The organism is Aeribacillus sp. SP014 (genome assembly GCF_054055575.1).
This window is the reverse complement of record NZ_JBSRXI010000001.1, coordinates 1,649,886-1,676,777: the sequence shown is the minus strand read 5'-3', so window position 1 is coordinate 1,676,777 and position 26,892 is coordinate 1,649,886. Positions and strand designations below refer to the sequence as shown.

Sequence of the window (26,892 nt, the reverse complement as noted above, 5' to 3'; positions counted from 1 at the left end):
ATTTTTAATGCTTGACTGGTTATTTTTATTTTAACGAAAAGGGGAATTTTTATCAAATCTTTGATTTTCTTGGGCTCAATGGAGATTTAAAAGAGTCGTCGATCCCCGGGGATTTTTGCACGATTGGGGGTCGACGACTCTTTTTTATTTCCGTTTAAAACAGATTTCAAAGTTTGCCTGCCGACAATGAAATCCATGTTGTATCAACCATTTTACCTGATCCATCTGTTTTAATAAAGTAAACATCCGGCTCATTCCCTTCTCATTCAATTGAAGGAAGAGTGAGACCATATTTTTAACGTTTCATTCTGGAAAAATTGGTTTAGGTCCATTCGATCGGTTCCTACGATCTAAAATAAGAACATGATCTGATAAATGATTGGTAGTTTTTACTTAAAATTCCCTTTTTTTCTTCCTGTTTACCAAAAGTTACATATTTTCTCTTATAATGAAACAGAAAGCTGTTCCACATGTTGGAATCCATTTCGTTTCAATCGGAGGCATAAAGGCAGTGGATGTCAAGTATATCCCTTCTGAATGGGAAAAGACGAAGAAAGGCATTGGCGATCTGGTCGGTCTCGGTGTATGGGGCAAAGGCATGATTGATAAATTAAAAGATCTAAACGATCTTCTCGAAGACGTTCAAGCAGACATCGCCAAATATGACACAGATGGTGTCATCTCTTTCACCTACACAGACCGAAAAAAACAATATCAACAATTATATGAAGATTATCTCGTCTTGCACCGCTTTAGCAGCCGTGTCGGAGAAATTGTTGACCGCACCATCGATGATAAGTTTTATCAAGAGATCGATGCTTTTGTGGAAGCGATGCACAACTTATCCATATCAAAGATCAAAACGAAAAATCACATTGGTGCCAAAAAAACAGTTGTCGCTTCCGGAGCATACAGCACACAACAAACAATCGACGTGCCGAAAGCGGAAGTTGGACTGGAAGATCTGTTCAGTGGCAGCAACTACTATGCTAAGTTGATAGAACGGGAATACGCTTCATGGAAAGAACTGAACCCTAAAGCAAATTTTTCGAAACAAGAATATATACAGAAAGCATTGAATTCCCAAGCTTTCCAGTATGAATCGATCAAAGACGGGCAGATGAACAAAGAGTTTTGGGGACAAATAACGGCACTAACTGTCATAGTAGGCACTTCCTTCATTTGTCCGCCAGCAGGGATGGCATTGGGGGCAGCTTATGGTACACTAGAATTAAGTTCAGCCGTTTCCGGAAAAGACTGGATTTCAGGGAGAGAGTTGAAAACAGACGAACGAGTATTCCGTGGTGTCCTTTCTCCCTTGGATATCGTCCCTGGCGTAAAGGGGCTTTCAACATTCAGCAGCGCCGCCCGTTTTTCCTATCTAAGAGAAGCCAGTGATTTAAAATTATTAGCGACGAAAACGGGTTTGCAGTCCAAATCATCTGTCCGGGATATGGTGGTTCGTGCAGAAAAAGGCATATTCCCCCGCATCAGGAGTGCCAAAGCATGGGCAAAAGAAATCCCGCACCATTTGAAAAACAAAAGCGCAAACAGTGCACTGAAAACCGCCCGGTTCGTAGACAACGCCCTGACCAATCTGAAAAATACAATCCCTGACCGGCAAATGGGATTGGCCATGGAAGGGGTTGGGGACGTTAAAGTTCCGCCCAAAAACACCTATGGATTGGAGAATAAAGTTCGAGCTTATCTGAGTGAGAAGACGGGGTTAAATCTAGGCGAAGGTAAAGCAGGCAACGATGGCGTTGAACTTAGCACTAAGGGTACAGGTAATGATAGTATATTCTCTAAAGGTGCTATGAAGCATATATTCCACGGAGAAGTTAATAAGAAACGTAATACTGTAGGGTATCACCATGAGAGTATGATGGGTGGAAAAATCATTGAGGTGACTGATCCTCCTAATCAGTATGGTGTGTATCGCGCAATAGTAGAAATAGAAGGAAAGGGAAAAAGAGTACCATCAACATTCTTCCCTAAAAATTGGAATAGAGTTCAAGTAGTCGATGCTATCAAACAGGTTTATCAAAATAAGAGATTAATTAAGGATAACTTGTATGAGGGTACATTACCTAATGGTATGAGAATACAAATGAGATTAGATTCCGAGGGTAAAGTTAAGACGGCATATCCGATGTATTAGGGGGGGTATTATGAAATATGAAATTAGTTTTAAGGAGAATGATAAAGGATTGGAAGTAAACGTTCCGAGTTGTATTTCACCTGTAGCAATTCTTCTTATGGGGGATATTCAAAGCAATGGTGAACCGTGGATAAATTTAATACACAAGGTTTTAAAAGGTGAATCTAGCTATGAGGAGTGTACGGGTAATAACTGTACGTTAGAAATTAAAAAGGACATCACTAAAATAATAGATAATTACAGTGAGGACGAAGAAGAATGCATAATTGAAACGATTGAACTAAAAAAAATTATAGAATTATGGGTAAGAAAAATAAACAATATTTGAATAAAATAGTTATGCACCTTGATTGGCTATATGCCTTTCAAGGTTCTTTTTATTATTAATGGTTTCGCTCTTAAAATAACTGAACATTAATTTCAGAGTTTATGATGGTTATACCTACATGGAGTTTGGCTGATATGCATGCTAAAGAGACGGATACCATTAATACCTTAGATTGGATAAGAGAATCATTTACTGATGGTATTTATAGAACTGTAATTACAGAAGAAGAAAATATTACGTTATATAGAACTTTTGGTGGTGGTGGAAAGGTTAATGGTTCATTTGTAACTACTAGCCCAGCTGGAAATAGAATAAATGCTAAAATTAATACCGCTTTAGTACCGGATTGGAAAAATTCTAGACAATATGAAGCTGTTATAGAAGTACCGAAAGGTCAAGTTTTAAATATTGGTAGGGTTGAAAAGCAATATACAAAAACAGGAGCATTATTAAAAGGTGATGGGGATCAAATACTACTACCACAAGGATGGCCATCAGAATGGATAAAGGAAATAAGAGAGGTTCCAAGTATATAGGAGGAGGGTATAATGGATAATAAAAAGCAGTTAATCCAACAAATAAAAATTGTGTTAAATAATCTTGAACAAGATTATTGTAATGAAATAAAAAGTGGTGTTCTTCAACTTATATATAAAAGATATAAGAGTGCATTGGAAATATTAGAGAAAGATAAAGATATTAAAGCAATAAATATTATTGGCAGCATACGGGCTTATTTGGATAGTTATAGTGACTATGAAAATCCGTTATTAGAAGAATTGCATAAATCTGAAAAATTATATAAAGAATTATTAAAAAAGTAGATGTTAACAAGAGTAAGTTTCAAAACTTTAAACCTTGATTGGCCACCGGCATTTCAAGGTTTTTCTTTATTATTTGGGTTAAAAATAATTTGATCAAAGAGCTCATAAAGAAAAGCTTAAAAGAGGCTGTCCAAAAATGAACTGCCCCCTGTCAAATAGACAGTAGAAATAATAAAAATATACCTAAGCGGCTTTAGCTCTATATTCCATGGGGCTAAGGCCGTTTAATCTTTTTTGATACCTTTCATAATGATAAAAGCGGATGTACTCATCCATCGCAAGAGCTAATTCTTCAAATGTCTGATACTTATGTAAATAACACTTCTCGCATTTAAAGCGTTCCCCAAAAAGATTCCATTGGCCCATTATCAATACATCTGCCTACTCTTGACACACTTTGTGTCATCCCTGCTTGGTACGTTAACCATGAGAGGTATATTGGAACCCACGGTCACTATGAATAAGTGGATGCTCTCCATTTAAAAGTGCGGTGGCTTGATCCAACGTTTTGAATACAAGATGATGATTGGAATGTCCTAAAACATAGCTCACAATCGATCCATCATATAGCACTTAAATAGGCTTTCTTTGTTTTTTGCAAGCAAAAAGTGCAGAAAAATGCAGCGAAATTTACATAGGCTTGCAGTGATTTTTACATTAATTACCATCTTGTGCTTTTATAGAAGAAAGGGCATTTTTCAATCGGTAACTTTCCCCTGTGAATGCTATGACATGTGCATGATGCACTAGTCTGTCCACAAGTGCAGAGGTTAGTCGGTTATCCCCAAAAACACGATTCCATTGACCAAATTCAAGGTTAGATGTCACTATAACGCTTTTATGTTCATAACAGTCTGCGATAATATGAAACAATAATTCAGAACCTTGCTTTTGAAAAGGGACGTAGCCCAATTCATCCAATATAAGCAAGTCGCACTTCTCAATTTGGCGTTTTAACCGGTTTAGTGTGCCCTCTTTCAAGGCTTCCTCTAATTGGGCTACTAAATCAGCCACCCGGAAGAAACGCACTTCATATCCCATTTCACAGGCCTTTACTCCCAATGCTGTTCCTAAGTGCGTTTTCCCTGTGCCCGGTGTCCCTAAAAGTAGTAGGTTTTGCTTTTCCTTGATGAAACGAAGATCGCAAATTTCCTCTTTCGAGGTTGTAGCTGGCAAGTGCAGCTGCTCGGTCCACTCATAGTCCTTAAGCCATTTAAGCTCTCTAAATCTAGCCTTTTTAATCAGTCTAGCAATCTTCGTTGTCTGCCTGGAATTTACTTCAATCAATAATACATCACGCAAAAACTGTTCTTTACTTTCGAACGGAACCTGCTCAAACTCTTCAATAATATGGGCAAGGTGAAGAGTTTTACAAATAGCCTTTAAATTCGCCATTAGGAAACACCTCCTTCCAAAGAAGGACAAAGCCTTTTATCATAGGCATTCAAATCTGTTTCATAGTTAAGCAGTATCTCGGGTGTATGGGCTTCACTTAGTTTCTCTGGATAAGCTGCTTCTTTCGCTTCCAAGATAAAACCAAGTTCATGTGGAGCCCTTTCAAAACGTTCTTCTGTTTTTAAAACCGCATGAATATCATTTAACGAATATTTTTCTAATAATTTCTTTATCCCCTTGACTCGAGATTTGGTTTCTTCCGATCGTATCGTCAGATACGTTTGAACTCTCTCCGGCAAATACTTAAAAAAACGCGAATACTTTACAGACCGTGGCTTCTTCTCCCAATCCATAAAAATATCATTCCAGGGAATCCTCCTTGTAGTATTCATATAGGGACGGGCTTCTTGGTAAACCACTTTTCCATCGTTCGTATAACAGGTAAATTTATCCCATTCCATCTTGATGACTAAAGTCTGTTTCATTTTCGCTTTGTGGATAACAAACTTTTCACCGTCGACTTCAATTTCCCCGTATTTATTAACCTTTGCGGATTTCACTGAAAAAATCGGAAGATCCGTTAAAGGCAAAGGTTTCAAATGCTTTTTATCCTCAATCCACAGCTCCTCAATCAATACATCTTTTTCATAATGTGGACGTTTTCGGTCTTTTTCCATTTCTTCTTTCATCCAAGTCGCTAATTGCGGAAAACTTTCCATTATTGGTTCCGTTGTAAACAAATTATTCCTTGTATAACCAACTTTCTTTTCCACATTGCCTTTCTCATGTCCACTAGACGGGTTACACGGTTGAACTTCAAAGCCATAGTGACATTTAAATCTAATAAAAGAGTCAGTGTATGTTCGCTTATCCCCTTTACCAATTGAAACAACTGCTGCAGCTAAGTTATCAATTCGTCAATAGGTTGGAACTCCCCCCGCCTGATGAAACAGTTGTTTTAATCCTTCTAGGAAACATTCCGTATTTTCACTTGGAAGAGGGTAGGAAAATCCCGCGTTACTCTGTGGAAAACTCATGACAAGTGCCTTTATATCCTTATAGGCTCCATCTTTTACAACAGTCATGTTACCGAAATCCACTTGTGCTTCTCCAGGAGGGTGCTCTAAACGCTCATAACTTTCAATATTTGCAGCTTTGATTTGCGGTCTCCGGTATTGAATATACTCGCACACAGTCCGATAAGATCCCCTAAACCCATGTTCATCTCTAAGCTGTTCATATATTTTCTTATTGGTTCTTCTTTCTTTTCTCTTAAGTTTCATGTCCTCCTCAAGCCAATAATCTACGATTTCTCCGTACCCCTCCTCATACATCATTCCTCTTTTCCTAAAGGTAAGAGTTTCTTCAAAACTTTCTCCATCTGCGTATTTCTTAACTGTCCTCCAATTACGGCCAGTCTTTCTTGCAATTTCATTTATTGACAAATCTTCTTTCTCTCTTAAATGTTTGATATAATTAACTTCAGGCATTGCTAGCATCCTTTCATTTCCTCCCACTGTTAAGATCGCTCAATCTATACAGTAGGAGTTATTTTAGGGGCTGGCAAGCCTATTTTTTATGCAGTTAAGTTCTGCACAAATTCCTTGCAAATCTCTGTACTTTTATTTTGCAATAAACATTTCTTTGATGAACCATATTTTACTGCGACATCTTTTTTTCTTACTCGTTTGTCTTTAAGCGCTTCTTCTCCACCATTTTCATACTACTTCAGATGATGTATAAAATTTTGTGTAAAGCATTTTGCTAGACCAAAAGAAAAAAGGTAGGGTATTCTCTGATTTGACCAACAACACATTCCAGAGAAAGGAGAACCCTACCTATGTCTAAAAGTATACCGAATGTAGACTGGGTCAATCAACTGGAAAGTGCGATTCGCCAGTTTGTAAAGGAAAAATTAGAACTCATCATGTGTGAAGAAATAAAACATTTCCTCGAAATGGAACAGACTGGAACGTCAAATATGAGAAACGGCTACTATCAGCGAAACCTAGATACGCAATACGGTCGGATTGAAGGGCTTTTAGTCCCAAGAGACCGAAACGGGGAATTTCAAACGCAGTTGTTTCCCCCTTACCAACGCCATACCGGCTGGCTCGAGGAAGCTGTCATCAAGATGTATCAAAGTGGCATGAGTACACGTGAGATTGGCAAGTTTATTGAACGAATTTTAGGAAATGCTTATTCTCCTGCAACGATCAGTCGTATGACCGATGTCGTGAAGGAGGACATCGAGAAATGGCATACGCGTCCTCTACAAAAGCGATATTCGGTATTATATTTGGATGGGTTGTACGTGAAACTTCGTCGAGATACGGTAGAAAAAGAAGTTATTTATGTCGTGTTAGGTGTAAACGAAGAAGGATATCAGGAAATTCTTGATTTTTTCGTAGGAGGAAAGGAAAGCGCCTATGGATGGCAGGAGATTCTTCAACAGCTCTACCAAAGAGGCGTACAAGAAGTGCTTCTGGGCGTATTCGATGGACTACCGGGGCTGGAAGAAGCCTTTAAAGCTGTTTATCCGAAAGCCGATGTGCAGCGTTGTGTCGTTCACAAAGTCCGTAATACCTTAAATCGTGTTCGAAAAAAAGACCAATTGGAAGTGGCAGAAGATCTCAAACTGATTTATTGCGCACCGAATAAGGAAATAGCGTTACAGATGTTTCAACAGTTTGAGTCAAAATGGTCAAGCAAGTATCCGAGAGAAGTTCAATCTTGGGGAAATGAGTTGGATGTCCTTCTTACCTTTATGAATGATCCAAGCAGTATTCGAAGTGTGATTTACACGACCAATGCCATCGAACGAACGATCAAGGAGATTCGGAAACGTCTAAAGCCGATGAACAGTTTGAACAGTTTAGAAGCCGCGGAAAAAGTCATGTATTTGACCATCCAAGACTTTAATGAGAAATGGGCAGGGCGAAAGTTGCGAGGATTTGCCGAAGCTCATGAAGCCCTCCAGCGAATGTTTGAAGAACGTTATGATTAACCAAATAATGTAAATTGATGAGATGAGGGGACTCTCCCTTTCCACACAGGAGACTGAATATTCAGTCTCCTGTGTGGAGGAAATATCCCTCTCTATTCTAAATCCATTTCAGAGATACCCTATCTATCTTACATTACACAAAATTCTTGACGGTACCCTACTTTTCACCCATTGATATACTTGTTGATAAGAAACTTCATAAGTTTCTGCTGTTTTTTTATAATCTTTTCCGTTCCCTAAACAATTAAGCACAATTTGTATCCGTTCATTCCAAGTCGTTTTTCTTCCTTTAGTCATAGAGCTTGTCTTTCCTTTCGACGTATCCTTTAAATCTCTATGGCTATTATACTTCTTCATCCATCGTTGAAGTACCGATCTACTAATACCATATGTCCTGACAATCTCGTACTGTGAGAACTCACCAGATAAATAATCTTTTACAGCTGCTTCCTTAAAACCTTTCCAAGAATTTGAACGTTCTAGACCCTCTATTCCAAATTCCTCAAATTCATTTATCCATTGCCTTAAAGAATATTTAGTAATTTGATGCTTTTACAAAGCTCTTGATATAGTACATTCTCGGTTTTCATATGCAAGTAAAACTTCAAGTTTGAACTCTGTAGTATATTGCTTATACATAGAAAAACTCCCCCTAAGGTAAAACAGATTTTTTATATTTTAATCTGTCTACCTTAAGGGGAGCATATCACTATCTGACTGCCCATCTTAGTTTCAATTCCTTATAGTTAAAATAAAAACGGAAGCGAATTAGAGTGGAAACCGGAATACGGATAGTTTCAATTCCTCATAGTTAAGATAAAAACACCAAAAAACGTTGTTAAATAAGCATTTCATTTTTAATGCTTGACTGGTTATTTTTATTTTAACGAAAAGGGGAATTTTTATCAAATCTTTGATTTGCTTGGGCTCAATGAAGATTTGAAAGAGTCGTCGATCCCGGGGATTTTTGCACGATTGGGGGTCGACGACAACAGTTCTATTACTCAGTAAGTAAATGACATGGGGCATCTAAAGCTTTTACAAGTTTCGTCCACTATTTCTAGTTTACAAAAAATCTATTTCGAGGGTAAGTCGTAAACAATATCTCCCCGCCAACAAGCATTTTTCTAAAAATATCGTCACACCTTTTCAGTTCATACCGCAAACAAAAAAGGGTTCAGACCCTAGATCCGAACCCTTAAAAGAAATTTGCTGCTCGTATTAGTCTTTTATTCTTTTACTTCTTTCTTTAAGAAACCGACCATAAGAGCTGTTACAAATGAACCAATTAAAATAGCCAGTACATATAACCATGGACTGCCGCTTATAAACGGGATGACAAATATGCCTCCATGCGGTGCTGACAAACCAATTCCAAATACCATCGTTAACGCACCAGCAATTGCGGAACCTACGATAATCGATGGAATTACACGTCCTGGATCAGCTGAGGCAAAAGGAATGGCTCCTTCTGTTATAAAGGTTGCCCCCATAATATAGCACGTTTTTCCTGCTTCTCGTTCTGCTTTTGTAAACTTCTTTTTAAACAAAGTTGTTGCAATGGCTAGTCCTAATGGAGGAACTGTGACGTAAAGCATATCTTTTCCTGATAATAAATCATATATTTTCCGACCTTAGAGCCACAAGGCATTTCACAACTTAATATAGGGATTTATCCCCCGGTAGAATTTATTACATTTCTAATAGAATCATCCAATACCCTCATTTTCAAATTTTAGGAAACTTTATACTTTATATTTTTATTTTAGGAAATATTATGCTTTATTATGATTTATACTGCTCCCATAAGGTGAGACACATGAGCGTGATAAATAAGTTATAATGATACCATGAAAAAAAGAAACCGATATACCGCAGAATTTAAAGCTAAGGTGGTTCTTGAGGTGTTGCGTGAAGAGCAAACCGTCAATGAAATAGCCGCCAAATATGAATTAAGCCCAGTCATGGTCAGTCGTTGGAAAGCAGAATTTCTAGAACGATCCTCGATGGTCTTTGAAAAAGGTTCAAGCGAAGTGGATAAAATCCGTAAAGAATATGAGGCCAAACAAGAAAATTTAGAGAAATTGGTAGGTCAGTTAACGGTTGAAGTTGACTGGCTGAAAAAAAAATCTGGGCTCAAATAAGTCTGTTGACGAACGAAAGGCTATGGTCGAATTCAATCACCCATCGATCAGCATCAAGCGTCAGGCACAGTTATTAGGTATTCATCGTACTAGCGTGTATCGCCAATCAAAGGGGCAAACAGAAAGCTCAGAAAACATCATGCTCATGCACGAAATGGATATGCTTTATACAGCTCATCCCTACTTTGGCTACAGGCGCATGACTGCGAAACTTCGTGAGAAAGGATTTGATGTGAATCATAAACGCGTACGCCGTCTCATGCGCCTTATGGGTATACAAGCTATTTACCCTAAACCCAACCTTAGTAAGAGGCTACATGCCAAGTACTGCCGACCTTACCTGCTCCGTGGATTGGAGATCACCCGTCCGAACCATGTATGGGGAGTGGATATCACCTACCTTCGTATGGGACGGGGCTTTATGTACCTGTTTACCATCATCGACTGGTTCAGCCGCAAAGTGATCGATTACGAGTTATCTAGTACGCTGGAGAAAGGATTTGTCATCGACTGTCTGAAGCGGGCATTGCGTCATGGTAAGCCGGCCATCATCAATAGTGACCAGGGCAGCCATTTTACAAACGCTGACTATCTCGGGCTGTTGAAAGAGTATGGCATCCAGGTATCAATGGATGGCAAAGGACGAGCAACAGACAATAGTCGTACGGAACGATTCTTTAGAGCTTTAAAGTATGAATGTATCTATCTCAATGAATTCGAGAATCCTAAAGAGTTGCGAAAAGGCATTCGACGTTATGTTACGTTCTATAATACAGACCGACCTCACCAATCCTTGGACTATTTGACGCCAGCAACAGTGTACAAGCAACCTAAGATGGTTCAAGCATCCTAACCATCGAACGTGATGAGAGGCTTTATATGGAGAGACGGGCATGATAGGCTGTTTTAGCCATGTGATGTTATCTGTCCATCGCTCCAGCGCAAAAAATCGTGCCCGTAGAGGCTCCATGTCAAGCCTTTATCGCACACGCACCACATTCATAGCGAAAGGAGAGAATGGATAACTTAAATATTATCAATTTGTGTCTTGACAAAGGGGTGCATTACATTTTAACTGCATATAAGCTTTTAAAGAATTTAATATATATTTAGTCATGATATATACCCATGCAAATATTATTTTTTAAACAATTTTATTGTATTTTCAATAGTATCTTTATCAAAATTCTTATCTAACAGTCGTTCTACAAGCATTTCCAACGTCTCTCTCTGATAAATCTTAGTTAATGTTTTTAATATGTACTCTGTATCGATCTTACCATATATATCTAAATGGTCTTTCATTAAAGCAGCTTCACGATCTGCTAATATTAAAACATCCTCTACCTTTTTAATTGTATACCCATTCGAAAATAAAATTTCGGCTACCCTTCTTTTTTCCATTGAACTAATAATATATTTTATCCAATATAATTGATTTTCCCTTAATGTTGTATTTAGTTGAAGCTGCTCAGGTGATCCCTTAAATATTTTCAATTTCCATAGGTCTCCTCCTTATTAATGCCTATGCTTATTAGGTTAGGTTTGCTATCTTGAGAAAACTTTTTAGTGTAAAAAAATGCAATTAAATATTATCCATATTTTTTACCGAAATTCTTTAGGAGATACTGGAAGGAAACATGAATTTAGATATTTTTACACACAAACTATTCTCATTTGGAAATAATTAAATATGTTAGTCCAAATTTTATTTCTGACATAAAAAGTAGGAAGTTTTATTTAAAGCTTCCTACTCTTCTAAGTTTTCCCTCATGTATATAACTAAGGTATTTCTGGTATTACATAAAAGAATTCAATACAATTAAGTTAGTATCCAATCTTTTATACTAATTTTAAATTAAATTAAATTATTCTACCTTACTTACTACGAATTCCTCATAGTTTATTCTGTTTGATTAAAATTCCTGCCAATAATATCCAAGGGTTCTACACAAACCCTACAGAATTTTTTAGCTGGAACTTCATAAAATTTAACATCAGTAGCATTGTAGTCTTTTTTAAAGAACTCAACAATTTCTGATTTAATTTTTTTCTTACATTCTCCATCACAACCAAATTCTAAACACTTAGGCATTACTACAGTCTTTCGATTCGTACCTTTAATCTTTAAAAGACGAGTCTTTTCCTCTTCATTTGTAAAAGGAAAACCTTCCTCGATGATGGTTGTATCTTCCCAAATGTAATATAAAGAGTCAACTAAATATTGATATAAAGCATCTGGAGTTTTTTTGCTAGTTGGGTATTTTATATTATACTTTTTGCAAATTTCTTTAGCGAATTCTTTCTGTTCTTCGGTCACATTATTATTTAATTTTTCAGGTTCTATATTTGCTTTGGTTGTTTTCTTGATTACTGGTTTTTCCCATAAAAATTCCTTAAAGTCAATATCATCTCTATTATAAGGTTGATATTGGGCTTTAGCCCCATGTTTGAACTTACTTTCAATAAAGTTAATAACTTCTTCAAAAGATCGGGTTATTTTATAACCTTGACCTATTAAGTCCTTTTGAATCTTAGTTCCATATTCTTGTGTAAATATACGTGGATCTAAAATCGTAAGCACTCCAAAATCAGTTATGTCACGAATAAGCCTACCAGCTGCTTGGTTTAATTTATTAATCATGTATGGAAATGAAACCATCTTAAAAAGTTCATCTTCATATCCTTGACCGATTAATTCTAAAAATGGATCGTCTGGTACAGGAAATGGCAACTTTGTTAACACAACCGATACTAATGATCTTCCGGGAACCGAAAAACCCGAAAAAAAGCTTCCAGATCCTACTAATACACTAGCCTCGTCCTCTTTAAACTGCTTTGTCAATTTTTCTACACCACTTTGTTCCTGAACATATAAATTAATATTCTTTTCTCTTAAAAATTGTGAAAGTTCATCCGAGATACTAATCATATGTTCCTTGGAGGTTGTTAATATCAAGCTTCTTCCTCCTGTTAGTGTAATAAGTTTTTTTATTTCTTTTACAGCATACAAAAGATAATCAGAGTTAGTTGGATGAACTATATTTTCAGGAACATAAACAATTGCTTGATTTTGATAATCAAAGGGTGTTGCTAATCTTTTTGTAATTACATCATCTTTCTTTAATCTCCATTGATTGAGCAATGAATCGAAATCGCCACTTGATGTTAAAGTACCTGACATTACAATAATTTTGTTATTTCTTGAAAGAAAATCCATACAATTTCGAAAATCAGTTGGAAAAGACTCCGAAATCATGCTAAATTTTTTGTCCTCGTAACTAATCCATTTTACATAGTGTTCATTGAGAATACAGTTCAGTAAATAAGATATTTCTTCCAGTTCACTATCATCATCATTTATACTCATATAATATCTGCTCATTTGTTTGGCGGATTCTTCAATTAATGATTCATTCACAAATGTATATAACTCATTAAAAATTTCAAAAATATCTTCTGTTATTCGATAACGACCTTGTAATGAAACTTCGGTAGAGTTTGATTGCTCATTAATAATTCTTTCCAACGAACCAAGCAATTGTCCATATCTTTTCTTGTATCTATTCGAAATAAACCTTTTTAGCCTTTTTAAATCAAATAATGTAAATGATTGCTCTAATTGATTTAAGAAATTTTCCAGAAAGTGGTGAGCTTCATCAATTATAATGATCCCGGGATCAACAGGAATAATAGGGTTTTGTCTAGGTTCAGCATTTAAATTCAAAACTGCTCTGACTAACTGATCATGGTTAGTTATAACTAAGTCGTTCCACTGTGATAAAAAGTTACTTCGGTGAATATTCGTAGGACAAGTCATGGAGAAACTGCACCGTTCACATTCTTTCTTAGATGCATTTAGCGAAACTTTCGACCATTGTGATTCGGGGATATCTTGTTTATAGTTATCTTCAATTTCATTCCTTTGTCCTGTCTCAGCATTTTTAAAGAACTCTGTGAAAAATTCTCTTTCCTTGGGCGAGAAACTTTCTTTCTTATTATTAAATTCTTTATGACAATAGTAGTGATATTTACCCTTTGCCAATATCGGTTGTTTTAATAAGGATAATTGTTTAAGTAAAGGAACTTCACTATTCATAAGTTGGCCTTGAAGATTAATAGTAGCAGTAGCATAAACAACTCTACAATTTCTTCCTTTATTAGCTTCAATCAAGGATGGAACAAGAGAACCTAGTGACTTTCCAGTACCTACAGGAGCCTCAATAAACATTATTCTTTTTGATTCTTTATTATCTAGAAAAGCTGCGATATCCATTGCCATTTGAACTTGTGATAACCTTATAGTCTCTGAATTATAGTGCTTTGGGATTTTCTTCTCAAATATATTAAATATTCTCTCAGCTTTTGTTTTTGTCAATAATAAATTGAGCCAGAGCGATCACTTCAAAAGTGAGCCACTTTTAGAATCAGAGTTCCCATAAATGGGAGAAGGTGGGTGTTTGGATGAGTTGCCCCTAGGGGCAACTCATCCAAACGCTTCGCGCACCTGGCTACCACTCCCCATTTTCCCTCTGTTTCATACTTTGACGGAATCGATAAGATTCTCCGTTTAGAAGAAGAATGTGCGAACGGTGAGTGAGCCGATCAAGCAACGCTGCTGTCATCTTTTCATCCCCAAAAATGTTCGTCCATTCTACAAATTCAAGATTTGTTGTAATGATGACACTTGCACGTTCATAGCGATTGGAAAAGAACTGAAATAATAGCTCTGCTCCTGTTTTGGAAAAGGGGATATATCCCAGTTCATCTACGATGATCACATCATATTTGAGCCACTTCTTCTCAAACGCACCAAGTTTGTGCTCTTCTTTAGCAATAAGCAACTCTTCCACTAACTCGGAAGCAGTAATGAATTTGGTTTTGTAGCCATTTTGGATCATGGCGATTCCAAGCCCAATGGCCAAATGGGTTTTCCCTGTGCCACTATTCCCTAGAAAAATAATATTCTCTTTTCTCTCTACAAACTCACCTTTTGCGAGTGTGAGAAATCGATTTCGATTTAAGCTCGGCATGAAAGTAAAATCATAGGTGTCTAAAGTTTTGTGGATGGGAAAGGCAGCTTGTTTGAGCCTTCGCTGTCTTTGATTTTCCTCTCTTGCCTGCACTTCTGCTTCTAATAGTGCCAATAAGTATTCTTCATACCGTAGATTTCTTTCTTCTGCCTCTCTTGCGAGAGAGCGATATTGTTTCGCAATTGTAGGCATTCTCAATTGCTTCGTGATATGGTCTAAAAGGATTTCTGTTGTCATTTCATCTGACCTCCCGTTAATTGTCCGTATTGAGCTACGTTTGCCTTTTGAATTTTATAGTCTAGTAGATTTACAGGCGTTTTCTCCTTAGATAGATCTTGGACCTGCAAGTAGTTATTCGTCAGTCTTTGAATGATTTCATGGACGACTTCATACCGATAGACCTGCGCTTGTTCAGCTTCTCGTAATGCTTGTGTCAATTTTTCCATCCCGATCTCTCGATGAAGGAGAAGGAGTCGGATAAATTTACGGTCGCCCGCGGCTCCTTCTTGTTCCCTCATTTTTCGGTGAAAACGCCTAAATACATCCGGAAGGTCAGATGATTGAAATGCATGGGCATCCCGAATCGCTCGCGGTTTTTTTAATAATGCCTCCAGATAATGATCTAGATTGGTGATCATCTGGTTCCGTTCGTAAGAACGAGGATGTTCAGCGATCACTTGATTTTGAGCCACAACGATCACATGATCGACAAATATTTTTGCCCATACAGCTTGACCTACATAACTACAAGGGACAGAATACTGATTGGTCTCCACTGTAATTAAAGAGGTCTTATTCACCTGACAAGAGACTAATCGGCAAGCTTCAAACTTCTTTTCAGGGAGTGGGTGTAGATACTCCTTTTCTTTCGCCCACATTTGCGCAACCGTTTCTTTAGTGAACGGAACGGTTTTTTCTTCCGCCTCTCTCAAACACCAGTCCAATAGATAAGCGTTTAATTCCTCCAGCGATTGTACGTCCGGAAGCGGAACGAAGACGTTTCTTCTTACGTATCCGACCGTCCCTTCCACTCGTCCTTTTTCATTCCCGGAACGAATATTACAAAACTCTGCCTTAAACAAATAGTGGGATTGTAAGGCTAGAAAAGCATCCTGTTCGAGACGATCTCTCCCTTGGAGTATTTTTACTACGGCTGTTTTTAAATTATCAAATACCCCTTCGGTAGGTACTCCTCCAAAGAATTCAAACGCATGGACAAAGCCATCTAAGAAAGCCTCCTGTTTCTCATGCAGGTATGCTCGTACAAATCGCATTCGACTTGCCGAAAGTTGCATACAAAAGAGGTAAATTCGTTGTGTTCGACCCTGTAGAATAATATCCGCCTCTCCCCAGTCGAATTGGAATTGGTGGCCGAGTTGAAAGTCAAGGGGAATAAAGACTTCCTGTAGCTTCTTCTTACGTTTGGCTACAACCTTACGGATGTTGGACTCAGATCCTTTGAAATCGTACTCATCGACCAATCTTCGATAAATTCTGGCAGCGGTATGACGTTGTTTTCCCCAACGTTTTAGATCGTCTTCGAGCCATTGATCAATAATGGGCAAGACTCGCTTCGTTTCATCGGAATACTCCTTTCCATGATAGTTTTTCTGCCGATGAATGGTGGTTGGAGCCTCATTCTGTTTTAGATATTTGCTTACGGTATTTCTTGAAATCCCTAATTTTTGAGCAATTTGTCGTTGGGATAGCCCTTCTACCTCATGCAAGAATTTGATATGATGAAATTGAGCCATCTTGATCATCCTTTTTCTCTCCCTCTGATGAAAAGTTTAGGCACTTTCAATCATAAGGGAGGTAATGAAAATTGGAAATCAGGTGGCTCATTTTTTATGTGATCGAACCCTTCAAAAGTGGCTCAATTTTAAATTATCAAATACAGCTTTAGATTTCAAATCCATTCTCCTTTAACAAAACAAATGTTCTTACTAAATATATTATAACACATACACGAATGCATGTTCTGGATTTTAATATGCAAATAAACTTAAATTCTATTTATTAAATGTCTTAAATCATTAATTATAATTTTGATGGTTCACTACGTAAAAAATATTTTTGGATGGGTATTTTAATTTATAGTTGAGCAAGATTGACTTTTAAAAATAACTTATAAAATTTTATTTATAACTCTCTTATTGAAAAAAGGAGATAAAAAATGCAGAAGAAACTAAAAAGAAACCGAATTCGTTGCAAACATTGTGGGGACATTATAGAATCCAAAACTATATATGATTTTCAAAGATGTAAGTGTGGGGCAGTAGGTATAGATGGTGGATTACATTATCCAAAACGTGTTTATAGATCAAATCCAGCAGAATTACATTACGAGGAGTTATCCGAATATAAATTGTGAGAAAAAGCTTATAGAATTAAGTTTTCCTTAAGAAATCATCTACTACAAAAACCTTATTCTAATAATGAATTTAAATTGGCTCAAAAAAAGTTTTAAAATGAAAATGAGTGGTAGTCTACCACTCATTAACAGTTTAATATAAAAAATATTTAACCTCTATTTAATCTCCGATTCATCAGTTTCTTCCATATATTTCGAAAAGCTTGAACTACCTCTATATTAATTCGTAAATAATTAACCAAAATAATTTCATCAACCTCATCCAGAGTAGGTTCTATATCTTCATTATTACGTACTGTTCGATCTATTTTACTAATTAATTCTTTGGCAATACTATCATCAAAATTTTGTAAGTTTGGAAGTACTATTTTCTCAACTTCACCGGGCAGTATTTCAAGAACACCACCACCATAACTTCGACCCTCTATTTCGGTAAAGGCAAAAGTGATGCTATTATAATAAGAAAGCAGAGCTTTATCTCTATTAATTCCCTGATTAAACCTAATTCTATGCATTGTATCTGTACTAACAGCACTAATGTCATTTAAAACAAATTTTGGAAACTTATTATTTCTTCTTAAAAAGAATGCATCTGGAACCCATACAGATGGTATATGATACCAATTTTCACGAATTCTACATTTATATCCAGTATGCATCTGGTTCTCTTCGCCATACTTTATATATTTTTGATAATTTGTAGGTAACTTTTCAAATGGTTCGTTAGGAAAATATAGAAGTTGGGCAGGAACACCTTTATCAACATTCTTTTTCCAATCCTCATAGGTAAAATAAAGACCGCTTGCGTGAGCGCTTCTACCTATTAAAGGAATACTAACATCATGCAAGTTAAATCTTTCTACAGTTTCTTTATCTACTGAAAAGTATTTGTTATTACCAGTAGTTATACCAATATCCACTTCAGCCATTTCCCTAAATTCACAAAATCCACTATGATTTTTTATAAAATTTATTAATTGAATTTCATGATTAGATAGGAAGTACTTTGTCCATTTATCTGTAGTATGGTCTACCTCTTTAAATTCAATTGGAATACTATAGAACTGTTTTTCTAAGGCATCAATATTCTTAACTTCTACAATGCTAATCTTATTTTTTTCTTTCACTTTTTTTTCAGTCTTCTCACCAAGTAGTAAAACTACTTCCTGTTGGACATCCGGAAAAATTAGTTCTTCAAACGTGACAATTGTTAACTTTGATAAATTTTTCAATAAATACAAACGCAAATCTTCTGCATAAGCAACTTGGAGAAGTTCAGCAGGGATTACTAGACCAATTTTCCCGTTCATATTTAACATACGAACAGAGGCTACAACAAAAGATACCCAAGCATTAATTAATTTGTTTGATTTCATTCCGTTTTCCACAAGTATGTTAGCCTGTGTTTCCCTTTGCTCATTTGTTAAATACTGATAACGAATATAAGGGGGATTACCTATAATTACATCAAATTTTTTGTTTTTTTAAACTCCTTTCATATTGTTCATAAAAATCACCAACTATAATGTTTATATCAGGATGATAAAAAGTTCTTTCTTTCGCTATTTGCGCTTCTCTTTCAAGTAGCTCAATTGCTGTACATTTAATAGGGATACCATCAGATTGATCAATCACACTTTCTAAGAAAACTCCATCCCCACAACTTGGTTCTAATATTTTCACATAGTTGTTTTCTTTACTTTTCTTAGGTAATGCCCATTTTACTATAAAGTCAGCTAACGCTTTAGGAGTATAGTATCCCCCTCTTAATTTTTGTTCCGTACTATCTTCTTTAAGTTTCATTTAAATAAATCACCTTTCAAGTAATCACTTGGAGTAATTCTTCTATACCATAAAGTTTACTCACACATTCTTCAATATTTTTTATAAGTTCATTTTTTTCGCCAGATAATACATTGTACTTTCTCTTATCTAATTTACGTTTTAATTCTTCATTAATTGCATATATTCTTTTTGTCATCTCAATAATATTATAATATAGCTTTGCTTGATTCTCATTTCCAAAGTCAATATTTATAATTGGTATATTTTCCAAGACTGCTGTTCCTCTTGAATGGTAACCATTATCGAAATCGCTACCAATAATTGATGTCAACCATTCAATAGCCGGGTGTGTTAAAACTGCTTGTATAAATTCAATTTTATATAAACTGTTTTCCTTTTCAGCAATTGCACAATATCCAGCTGTACCACCAGATGCAATTAACATATCTGTATTATCATATAAATAAAGTGGTTTCTTAGTTAAAATTCCTACGATTAATTTAGGTGTATTTATAAATCTAGTAAGCGCTTGGATTCTACCATAATGATACCAAGTATCTTCGGTAGCATGAGGAACGTCTCTCCCCTTATTATTTCCAGTAATTTGTTTTGGAACTAACCTATTATAATGCTGCTTTAAATAATAATATGTTTTTGGATAATCTTTTTGCATTTTATCTTTGGGTATTATTTTTCCTTCATTATCATACGGAAAAATAATCCACTTATTAGTCTCAAAAGCATCATATGTTCCCATATTACGTTCTGAGTGTTTTGTTGGTTTAAAATATGGTCTTAAGATTCCTTTTTCAATTAAATATCGATTATCATTTTTTATAACTTCAATATATTTATCATCCTCATTAATAATTTGGTCTTTACTAAACCAATAAACAGGGAAAGGAGATTCTGCACTTGTCTGAATCCCATTAAATATTTCAGCATTTTTTGACAAAGGTATTGCGTTCTCATACAATTTATTAATTAACTTTGCCTTTTTCTGATCAGAAACTAATACCCAAGATGATTCAGACAAAATTCTACTATCTAATGTGACCTTATTCTTTGACTTTTCACTGTCAATAGATGCCCACCATTCATTCAAGTTTGTTACTTCTTCGAAATCAAATGTATTGTTTTTATTTTTTATGGCTAACAATATTGAACTATATGTAGTTATTCCTTTTTTCTTAAATAACTGTACAGAATTAAAATCTATGAATTCTTTAAGATAATAGTTATCTGTAAGTAACTTTCTCAATTTTTGGCCTGATTTAATCTTAGAAAATTTATTTGGGACTATATAACATAGAGTACCATTAGGATCTAATTTATCTAATGCTCGTTCTATGAATATGAAATACTTATCAAATTGTTTATACGAAGTTTTGTATTTCTTCTTATATATCTCATATTCAGTTTTCGGTAAAAGGTTAACCATATCTTCTGTTGTAACATAAGGTGGATTACCAAGAATAACATTAAAAGTTTCTACACCATTTCTAAAACTCCAATTAAAAGGTGCAATTTCATATTTTTCACTTTCTTCAATTTTTATCTTTTTTAAATGATTATAATCTACAAGAGCATTGCCTTGCTTAATATTTTCATCCAAATAAGGTAACAATTGTTCTTTATCAAAAAGTGTTGGAATCGTTTCATTTTCGAGTATTTTTAGAAGTAAACTAAACTTTGCTACTTCAACAGCATTAGGGTCGATATCTATGCCATAAATACATGACAATAATATTTCCTTTTTATCTTCGAAAGGAATTGAATAATCGCCATTTCCTATCTCAATAAGATATTCAGGTTGATTATTTAAATACCACTCTGTTGTTCTTTTTATTAGATAATCTAAAGCTTCTATTAAAAATAACCCAGATCCACATGCTATGTCGGCAATTCTTAATTGTAAAATTTCATTTGGATGCTTTCCTTTGCTCAGTGGACCTAATGCCTTATCAACCATAAATTTTACTATTTCATTAGGAGTTGATACAATGTCCCTATTTATATTATCTTTCTTCTTTGTCAAAACTATTGAGTTATTTTCTATTGCTAATTTTTCCGCTAAAAATAACTCATATATTTCTCCAAGTATATTTCCTTCAATAACACTAAAAACATATGGACTCTGAGGATAATATAAGCTCTTAATAATATCCAGAATAATTTCATCGCTTAAATCTAAAATAATTTGATTATCTTTAAAAAGTCCTGAATTATACTTTTTATCAGCTACTTTTAATACTTTAAGTAATTCACTTTTCATTTTTTGGGGACTACTTATTGTTTCATGTAACTTGTGATATATTGGTAAATTTCGATCCTCACAAATTCTTAAAAATACCATTTGGTTAATAAAGTTTTGGGATATATCATTTATATACTCAATAGAGTAATCCTTTCCATGTTTTATTAAAAGCTCATTTGCCAGCATTACTCTCCAACGATTTATTTCTTGTAAAAAGTAATTATCTATAGATTTATAGTCCCTTGATTTTAATAAATATTGGAACCCTTCATCAAACTTACCACTATATAAAGTTTCTCTAGATAAAATATTACTAATTTCCTCCCACTTATCGACATATTCAGTAAAGTGGAATTTTTTTAGTAAAGCAGTATGTGGATAATCTCCTTCTTTTGGAGGAATTGTTGTATCGTAAATTAACAAATATTCAAAATTAGTAAGAACAGTTATCAAGTGACCAGCTGACCAACCATAACTTCTTGCCTGAAAAGCTGAAGATAAATCTTTAAGAATGTCGACAGAAGGCTTCTTTGCCTCCACAAAAAATTTCTTTATACCATTAACGGAAAATGTATAATCCGGTCTTGCTGTGGCTTTTATGTAATCCTCTGGAATTACTTCACGTATAGTTGGCTGCAATCCTTTTTTATTACTTATATCCCATCCTAATGCTTGAAAAAAGGGATCGATAAATTCAATTCTGGTTGAATGTTCATTATAATTAAATTTATTTGACTTAAAATAATTTAAATTACTCTTAAAGTTCTCCACTAATTCTTGTATTACCTTCATATCAATACGCTCCTATTAAATATATTTCCTTATATACAATTATATAGGAATTAAAGAAGATTTGGGTACTTTTCCTTTACAACACCGCAGATGAGACTAACCCTCATGAAAATAAAAGAACCTGAAGAATAAAGTATAAAATTTCCTAAAAAAATAAAGCATAAAGTTTCCAAACGGAAATTTTATGCTTTATGTCACAGGAACCATACCGCCAGCCATAATCGCAGCATGCGGGGCGTAGTTTCCTGCATCAATCATCGCTAAACCGAATGTAAAGGCTGCTTTGTTGATCGGACCTCCCATATCTACAGCCATCATTCCCCCTAAAATCAAACCTAAAAGAACTAAGTTCCCAGTTCCTAAGCCTTCCAGCCAAGCTTTCAATCCATCGTTAATCGCTTTAACAGGATCATTCACCACATACATCATAATAAAACCTGTAATTAAAATACCGAATAAAGGATATAGTAAGACTGGCTTAATCCCTTCTAATGATTGCGGCAGCACCTGAAAGATTCGTTTTAAAAGAACGACTAAATATCCGGCTAAGAAACCGGCAATTAATCCGCCAAGAAAACCGGCCTCCCCATTTGCTGCCAAAAATCCTCCGACCATTCCCGGAGCAAATCCCGGACGATCCGCAATACTCATGGCAATAAATCCGGCTAAAACAGGAATCATTAATTTAAAGGCATTTTCCTTGCCAATAGTCATCAATGCTTCAGCAATCGGATGGTAAGATGGATCGTTCGGATCGAACGCTTTAATCCCAAAAATAAATGAAATGGCAATCAAGATACCGCCGCCAACGACAAATGGCAGCATGTTTGAAACCCCATTCATGAGGTGCTTATAAAATCCTTTTCGTTCTCCCCGTTGAAACGCTGAATTTGTTTCTTTTCCCGAAGCTTTGTAAATAGGTGCGTCTTTCTTTAATGCTCGTTCAATCAACTCTTTTGGTTGGCGAATGGCTTGTGCAACAGGGACTTCAATGACATGTTTGCCATCGAAACGGTCCATTTCCACTTGCTTATCTGCAGCCACAATGATTGCGTCTGCCTCTTCGATCTCTTCTGGCGTCAGCTTATTTTTGACACCGCTTGAACCATTCGTTTCAACCTTAATGTCAACGCCTAACTCTTTCGCTTTTGTCTTCAAAGCATCCGCTGCCATATACGTATGAGCAATACCAGTCGGACAAGCGGTAACGGCTAAAATTTTTCCTTTTTTAGAATCGATCTGCTCGCTCTCTTCTTCATTTTCCTTTTCTTTTTCATTGATAATTTCAATGATTTCTTCAGCAGAATTGGCTGATTCAATTTTTTTACGAAACTCTTGATCCATTAACAATGTCGATAAACGGGAAAGTGTTTCTAGATGAGCATTGTGGACGCCTTCACTAGCTGCAATCATGAAAAATAAATGGCTGGGCTTACCATCTAAAGACTCAAAGTCAATGCCTGCTTTTGAACGACCAAATGCGATCGCAGACTGTTTAACTGCATTCGTTTTAGCATGCGGAATCGCTATCCCCTCGCCAATTCCAGTCGTACTTTGAGATTCACGAGCAAGGATGGCCTCCTTAAACGCTTCTTTATCGTGAAGCTTCCCTGCCTTCGCAAGCGTTTCTATTAATTCATTAAGTACTTCCATTTTGGTAGCAGACTGTAAATCTAATATAATCGTCTCTTTTGTTAATAAATCCGTGATTTTCATTATACAATCCTCCTTACCGATAAATTTCCAAGCGAATATTTGGAAGAAGCTGTTCCACGCTTTCCTTTGTACATAAATCTTCTGAAAATGCTGTTGCACTTCCGGCACTGACGCCGTGTTGGAATGCTTTGATCGCGTCATGGTTTTGAATATAGGAGGCTAAGAAACCGGCAACAGTTGAATCCCCAGCTCCTACTGTATTTTTCACGTTACCTTTTGGGACTTTGGCCAATACGGTATGATCAGCATTAATCAATACTGCTCCGTTTCCTCCCATGGTAACGATTACATTCCTTGCTCCTTCATTTTGCAGCTTCTTTCCGTACTTTATTGCATCTTCTACCGTCTCAATGTTTACATGAAACAACTCTCCTAATTCGTGATGGTTCGGTTTTATTAAAAAAGGTCCCATAGGTATCAACCGTTTTAGACTCGGTCCTGATGTATCAACGACAAACGGTATTTCCCTTTCCTGACAAATCGATGCTATCGTCTCGTAAAAATTTTCAGGAACTGTTGGAGGCAAACTGCCAGCAAGCACTAAAACATCATCTTTATTCAAAGAAGAAATTTTTGCTAATAGCTTTTCCTGCTTTTCTTTTGAGATGGCAGGTCCATTCCCGTTAATTTCCGTTTCTTGATCTCCTTTCAGCTTTATATTGATCCGGGTAGGCTCTTCCACCTCAGTGAAATCGATGGCAATATTTTCACTAATTAATGCATTCTTAAGAAAATCTCCTGTAAAACCGCCTGCAAACCCTAATACAACACTATCGATACCAAGGCGTTTCAATACGCGGGACACATTGATCCCTTTTCCTCCCGGGAAGTAAAGTGTTTCTTCCGCTCGGTTCAATTCTCCTATTTTTAAGTGATTAATACGGACGTGATAATCAATCGATGGATTTAAGGTAACCGTATAAATCATGATTATTTCACAACCTTTACTGCGGTTTTGGCTGAAAATTCTTCTAAGATTTCTTGATCAATTTCATCTGTAATAATGATGGCATCATTTAAATCTGTAATTTTTGAAAAGGTAAATTCATTAAATTTTGTATGATCAGCTAGAACAAATGACTTTTGTGAGAGATTCATTGCGAGGCTTTTCACAGCCGCTTCTTCTGGATCAGGAGTTGTATAACCAAACTCAAGGTGGATGCCGTTAACACCCATAAAGGCCTTATCAAAACGATACGATTGCAGCCCCTCTTGAGCCCCCTTACCGATGAGAGCTCTTGTGGTCTTTTTTACATAACCACCCGTTAAATAGGTTTCGATATTTTGTTCAAGCAGTGCTTCCAAATGGGTTAATCCATTTGTTACTACTTTTATTTTTTGAGCAGAAATGTACGGGATCATTTGAAAGGTGGTTGTACCCGCATCCAAATATATACAATCACCATCTTGAATGAGACTCGCTGCATATTGAGCGATCATCCGCTTTTCTTCTAAATTCTTTGTCGATTTTTCGGAGATGCTCAGCTCTTCACTTCTTTGTTGAAATAAGGAAGCTCCGCCATGAACTCTCTTTAACTTTTTTTCTTTTTCTAATTGGCTTAAATCTCTTCGAATCGTAGATTCTGACGAAGAGGTTGCCTCCACCAATTCTTGAATTTTGACGACTCCCTTTTGTTCCAACAGCTCTAAAATGATCCGGTGTCTCTCTGGTGTTAGCAGCCTTATCAACTCCCATCTGGATGTTTTCTATTTCTCTAATTTCATTATAGTGTAAGCACTTTCGAAAATCTATCATTTTTTATCAAAAACATTCAAAAATGGTCGTTTTATGACAAAAATCAGTCACAAACGATCATATGACAAGTCCATTTAATCCAAAACGAGAAAAAAAAGGAATCTTCTACATCATGTTCGCCAATAAAATAACCCTTTCTCCTACAGATATCTGTCAAGGAGAAAGGGTAGTAAATAAGTTATGAAAAACGTTGCCCTGCGTGTTGTGAACCAGTCCGAATGAATGAGATTTAAGTTCTTATAGTTAAGATAAAAACCTAGCCATCAAGATTTACCTCGACGATAGAAAACAAAAGTTTCAATTCCTGACAGTCAAGATAAAAACAGTGAACATGGATGACATCGAAAGAATACTTAGATGTTTCAATTCCTCATTGTTAAGATAAAAACAACACTTGAGAGATTCGTACCAGGAGCGAAAACCGTAGTTTCAATTCCTCATAGTTAAGATAAAAACAATGATCGCGAATGTACATGAGTTTGGGATGACAATGTTTCAATTCCTCATAGTTAAGATAAAAACTGAAAAAGATAACCCCGTTTTTTCTTTGCAGCTCCAGTTTCAATTCCTCATAGTTAAGATAAAAACTTTGATGACGCCGTTTGCAATACTAGTGGTTCCATCAAGTTTCAATTCCTCATAGTTAAGATAAAAACCCAAAAAAATGTTGTTAAATAAGCATTTCATTTTTAATGCTTGACTGGTTATTTTTATTTTAACGAAAAGGGGAATTTTTATCAAACCTTTGATTTGCTTGCACTCAATAAAGATTTGAAAGAGTCGTCGATCCCCTGGGATTTTTGCACGATTGGGGGTCGACGACTCTTTTTTATTTCCGTTTAAAACAGATTTCAAAGTTTGCTTGCCGACAATGAAATCCATGTTGTATCAACCATTTTACCTGACCCATCTGTGTTAATAAAGTAAACATCCGGCTCATTCCCTTCTCATTCAATTGAAGGAAGAGTGAGACCATATTTTTAACATTTCATTCTGGAAAAATTGGTTTAGGTCTATTCGATCGGTTCCTACGATCTGAAATAAGAACATAATCTGAAAAATGATTGGTAGTTTTTACTTAAAATTCCTTTTTTTCTTTCTGTTTACCAAAAGTTTCATATTTTCTCTTATAATGAAACAGAAAGCTGTTCCACATGTTGGAATCCATTTCGTTTCAATCGGAGGCATGAAGGCAGTGGATGTCAAGTTATCCCTTCTGAATGGGAAAAGACGAAGAAAGGTATTGGCGACCTGGTCGGTCTCAGTGTATGAGGCAAAGGCATGATTGATAAGAAATCCCGCACCATTTGAAAAACAAAA

The 26,892-nt window shown here is 35.8% G+C and carries 19 protein-coding genes and 4 pseudogenes; 7 read left to right on the top strand and 16 right to left on the bottom strand.

Annotated elements, in window-relative coordinates; all coding sequences use genetic code 11:
• Positions 1-511: 511 nt before the first annotated feature.
• The 4 genes from ACVIJU_RS08250 (at position 512) to ACVIJU_RS08235 (ending at position 3,313) form a co-directional block, all read left to right on the top strand.
• On the top strand, positions 512-2,161 hold the full coding sequence (locus ACVIJU_RS08250; RefSeq protein WP_456687467.1) for an EndoU domain-containing protein: 1,650 nt from the start codon (positions 512-514) through the stop codon (positions 2,159-2,161).
• A 10-nt stretch (positions 2,162-2,171) separates the two neighbouring features.
• Positions 2,172-2,489: a hypothetical protein gene (locus ACVIJU_RS08245; RefSeq protein WP_013877120.1), complete on the top strand. Its 318-nt coding sequence runs from the start codon at positions 2,172-2,174 to the stop codon at positions 2,487-2,489.
• Between the two features lie 134 nt (positions 2,490-2,623).
• Positions 2,624-3,025, top strand: a complete 402-nt coding sequence (locus tag ACVIJU_RS08240; protein WP_456687466.1) for a hypothetical protein — start codon at positions 2,624-2,626, stop codon at positions 3,023-3,025.
• 12 nt (positions 3,026-3,037) lie between these two features.
• A complete protein-coding gene (locus ACVIJU_RS08235; RefSeq protein WP_066248432.1) occupies positions 3,038-3,313 on the top strand; it encodes a hypothetical protein in 276 nt (91 codons plus the stop codon).
• Between the two features lie 183 nt (positions 3,314-3,496).
• On the opposite strand, the pseudogene ACVIJU_RS08230 reads toward ACVIJU_RS08235, so the two are convergent.
• The 3 genes and pseudogenes from ACVIJU_RS08230 to istA (ACVIJU_RS08220) form a co-directional block, all read right to left on the bottom strand.
• Positions 3,497-3,883 (bottom strand): annotated as a pseudogene (locus ACVIJU_RS08230) (transposase); the annotation flags it as partial.
• A gap of 87 nt (positions 3,884-3,970) precedes the next feature.
• Positions 3,971-4,708: an IS21-like element helper ATPase IstB gene (gene istB, locus ACVIJU_RS08225; protein WP_456687465.1), complete on the bottom strand. Its 738-nt coding sequence runs from the start codon at positions 4,706-4,708 to the stop codon at positions 3,971-3,973.
• Positions 4,708-6,207: pseudogene (gene istA, locus ACVIJU_RS08220) on the bottom strand (IS21 family transposase). Before istA (ACVIJU_RS08220) ends, istB (ACVIJU_RS08225) begins: the two are co-directional and overlap by 1 nt.
• A 341-nt stretch (positions 6,208-6,548) precedes the next feature.
• Between istA (ACVIJU_RS08220) and ACVIJU_RS08215 the strand changes: the two are divergent.
• Entirely contained in the window at positions 6,549-7,715 is a 1,167-nt protein-coding gene (locus ACVIJU_RS08215) for an IS256 family transposase (protein WP_456687464.1), read from the top strand.
• Positions 7,716-7,838: 123 nt separating this feature from the next.
• Here the strand turns inward: ACVIJU_RS08215 and ACVIJU_RS08210 are convergent, their stop codons facing one another.
• The gene (locus ACVIJU_RS08210; RefSeq protein ID WP_456687926.1) at positions 7,839-8,207 is read right to left on the bottom strand and encodes a helix-turn-helix domain-containing protein; all 369 of its coding nucleotides are present in this window, start codon (positions 8,205-8,207) and stop codon (positions 7,839-7,841) included.
• Positions 8,208-8,944: 737 nt separating this feature from the next.
• Positions 8,945-9,298: pseudogene (locus ACVIJU_RS08205) on the bottom strand (PTS fructose transporter subunit IIA); the annotation flags it as partial.
• A gap of 267 nt (positions 9,299-9,565) precedes the next feature.
• Here ACVIJU_RS08205 and ACVIJU_RS08200 point away from each other — a divergent pair.
• Positions 9,566-10,712, top strand: a protein-coding gene (locus ACVIJU_RS08200; RefSeq protein WP_456687463.1) for an IS3 family transposase whose coding sequence is annotated in 2 segments (ribosomal slippage) — positions 9,566-9,837 and positions 9,836-10,712 — 1,149 coding nt in all. Because the reading frame shifts where the segments join, the coding sequence is not laid out codon by codon here.
• 284 nt (positions 10,713-10,996) lie between these two features.
• Here ACVIJU_RS08200 and ACVIJU_RS08195 read toward each other — a convergent pair.
• The 4 genes from ACVIJU_RS08195 to istA (ACVIJU_RS08180) all read right to left on the bottom strand — a co-directional run bounded on the left by ACVIJU_RS08195 (position 10,997) and on the right by istA (ACVIJU_RS08180) (position 16,655).
• Positions 10,997-11,356 (bottom strand): hypothetical protein, encoded by a 360-nt coding sequence (locus tag ACVIJU_RS08195; RefSeq protein WP_456687462.1) that lies wholly within the window; start codon positions 11,354-11,356, stop codon positions 10,997-10,999.
• 406 nt (positions 11,357-11,762) lie between these two features.
• Positions 11,763-14,237: an ATP-dependent DNA helicase gene (locus ACVIJU_RS08190; RefSeq protein WP_456687461.1), complete on the bottom strand. Its 2,475-nt coding sequence runs from the start codon at positions 14,235-14,237 to the stop codon at positions 11,763-11,765.
• Between the two features lie 133 nt (positions 14,238-14,370).
• Entirely contained in the window at positions 14,371-15,129 is a 759-nt protein-coding gene (istB, locus tag ACVIJU_RS08185) for an IS21-like element helper ATPase IstB (protein WP_066251710.1), read from the bottom strand.
• Positions 15,126-16,655, bottom strand: a complete 1,530-nt coding sequence (gene istA / locus ACVIJU_RS08180; protein WP_066251714.1) for an IS21 family transposase — start codon at positions 16,653-16,655, stop codon at positions 15,126-15,128. Before istA (ACVIJU_RS08180) ends, istB (ACVIJU_RS08185) begins: the two co-directional genes overlap by 4 nt.
• Positions 16,656-17,068: 413 nt before the next feature.
• Between istA (ACVIJU_RS08180) and ACVIJU_RS08175 the strand changes: the two genes are divergently transcribed.
• Entirely contained in the window at positions 17,069-17,266 is a 198-nt protein-coding gene (locus tag ACVIJU_RS08175) for a DUF7695 domain-containing protein (RefSeq protein ID WP_456687460.1), read from the top strand.
• Between the two features lie 149 nt (positions 17,267-17,415).
• Here ACVIJU_RS08175 and ACVIJU_RS08170 read toward each other — a convergent pair whose 3' ends face one another.
• The 7 genes and pseudogenes from ACVIJU_RS08170 to ACVIJU_RS08140 form a co-directional block, all read right to left on the bottom strand.
• Positions 17,416-18,708, bottom strand: coding sequence for a class I SAM-dependent methyltransferase (locus ACVIJU_RS08170; RefSeq protein ID WP_456687925.1), 1,293 nt, complete (start codon positions 18,706-18,708; stop codon positions 17,416-17,418).
• A 25-nt stretch (positions 18,709-18,733) separates the two neighbouring features.
• Positions 18,734-19,069, bottom strand: a complete 336-nt coding sequence (locus ACVIJU_RS08165) for an N-6 DNA methylase (protein WP_456687459.1) — start codon at positions 19,067-19,069, stop codon at positions 18,734-18,736.
• A 16-nt stretch (positions 19,070-19,085) separates the two neighbouring features.
• Positions 19,086-22,100, bottom strand: coding sequence for an Eco57I restriction-modification methylase domain-containing protein (locus ACVIJU_RS08160; protein WP_456687458.1), 3,015 nt, complete (start codon positions 22,098-22,100; stop codon positions 19,086-19,088).
• A gap of 198 nt (positions 22,101-22,298) precedes the next feature.
• A pseudogene (locus tag ACVIJU_RS08155) lies at positions 22,299-23,816 on the bottom strand (PTS fructose transporter subunit IIABC); the annotation flags it as partial.
• A gap of 13 nt (positions 23,817-23,829) precedes the next feature.
• On the bottom strand, positions 23,830-24,744 hold the full coding sequence (pfkB, locus tag ACVIJU_RS08150) for a 1-phosphofructokinase (RefSeq protein WP_456687457.1): 915 nt from the start codon (positions 24,742-24,744) through the stop codon (positions 23,830-23,832).
• A gap of 2 nt (positions 24,745-24,746) precedes the next feature.
• On the bottom strand, positions 24,747-25,496 hold the full coding sequence (locus ACVIJU_RS08145) for a DeoR/GlpR family DNA-binding transcription regulator (protein WP_066249044.1): 750 nt from the start codon (positions 25,494-25,496) through the stop codon (positions 24,747-24,749).
• A 637-nt stretch (positions 25,497-26,133) separates the two neighbouring features.
• Positions 26,134-26,454, bottom strand: coding sequence for a hypothetical protein (locus ACVIJU_RS08140; protein ID WP_456687456.1), 321 nt, complete (start codon positions 26,452-26,454; stop codon positions 26,134-26,136).
• Between the last annotated feature and the right edge of the window lie 438 nt (positions 26,455-26,892).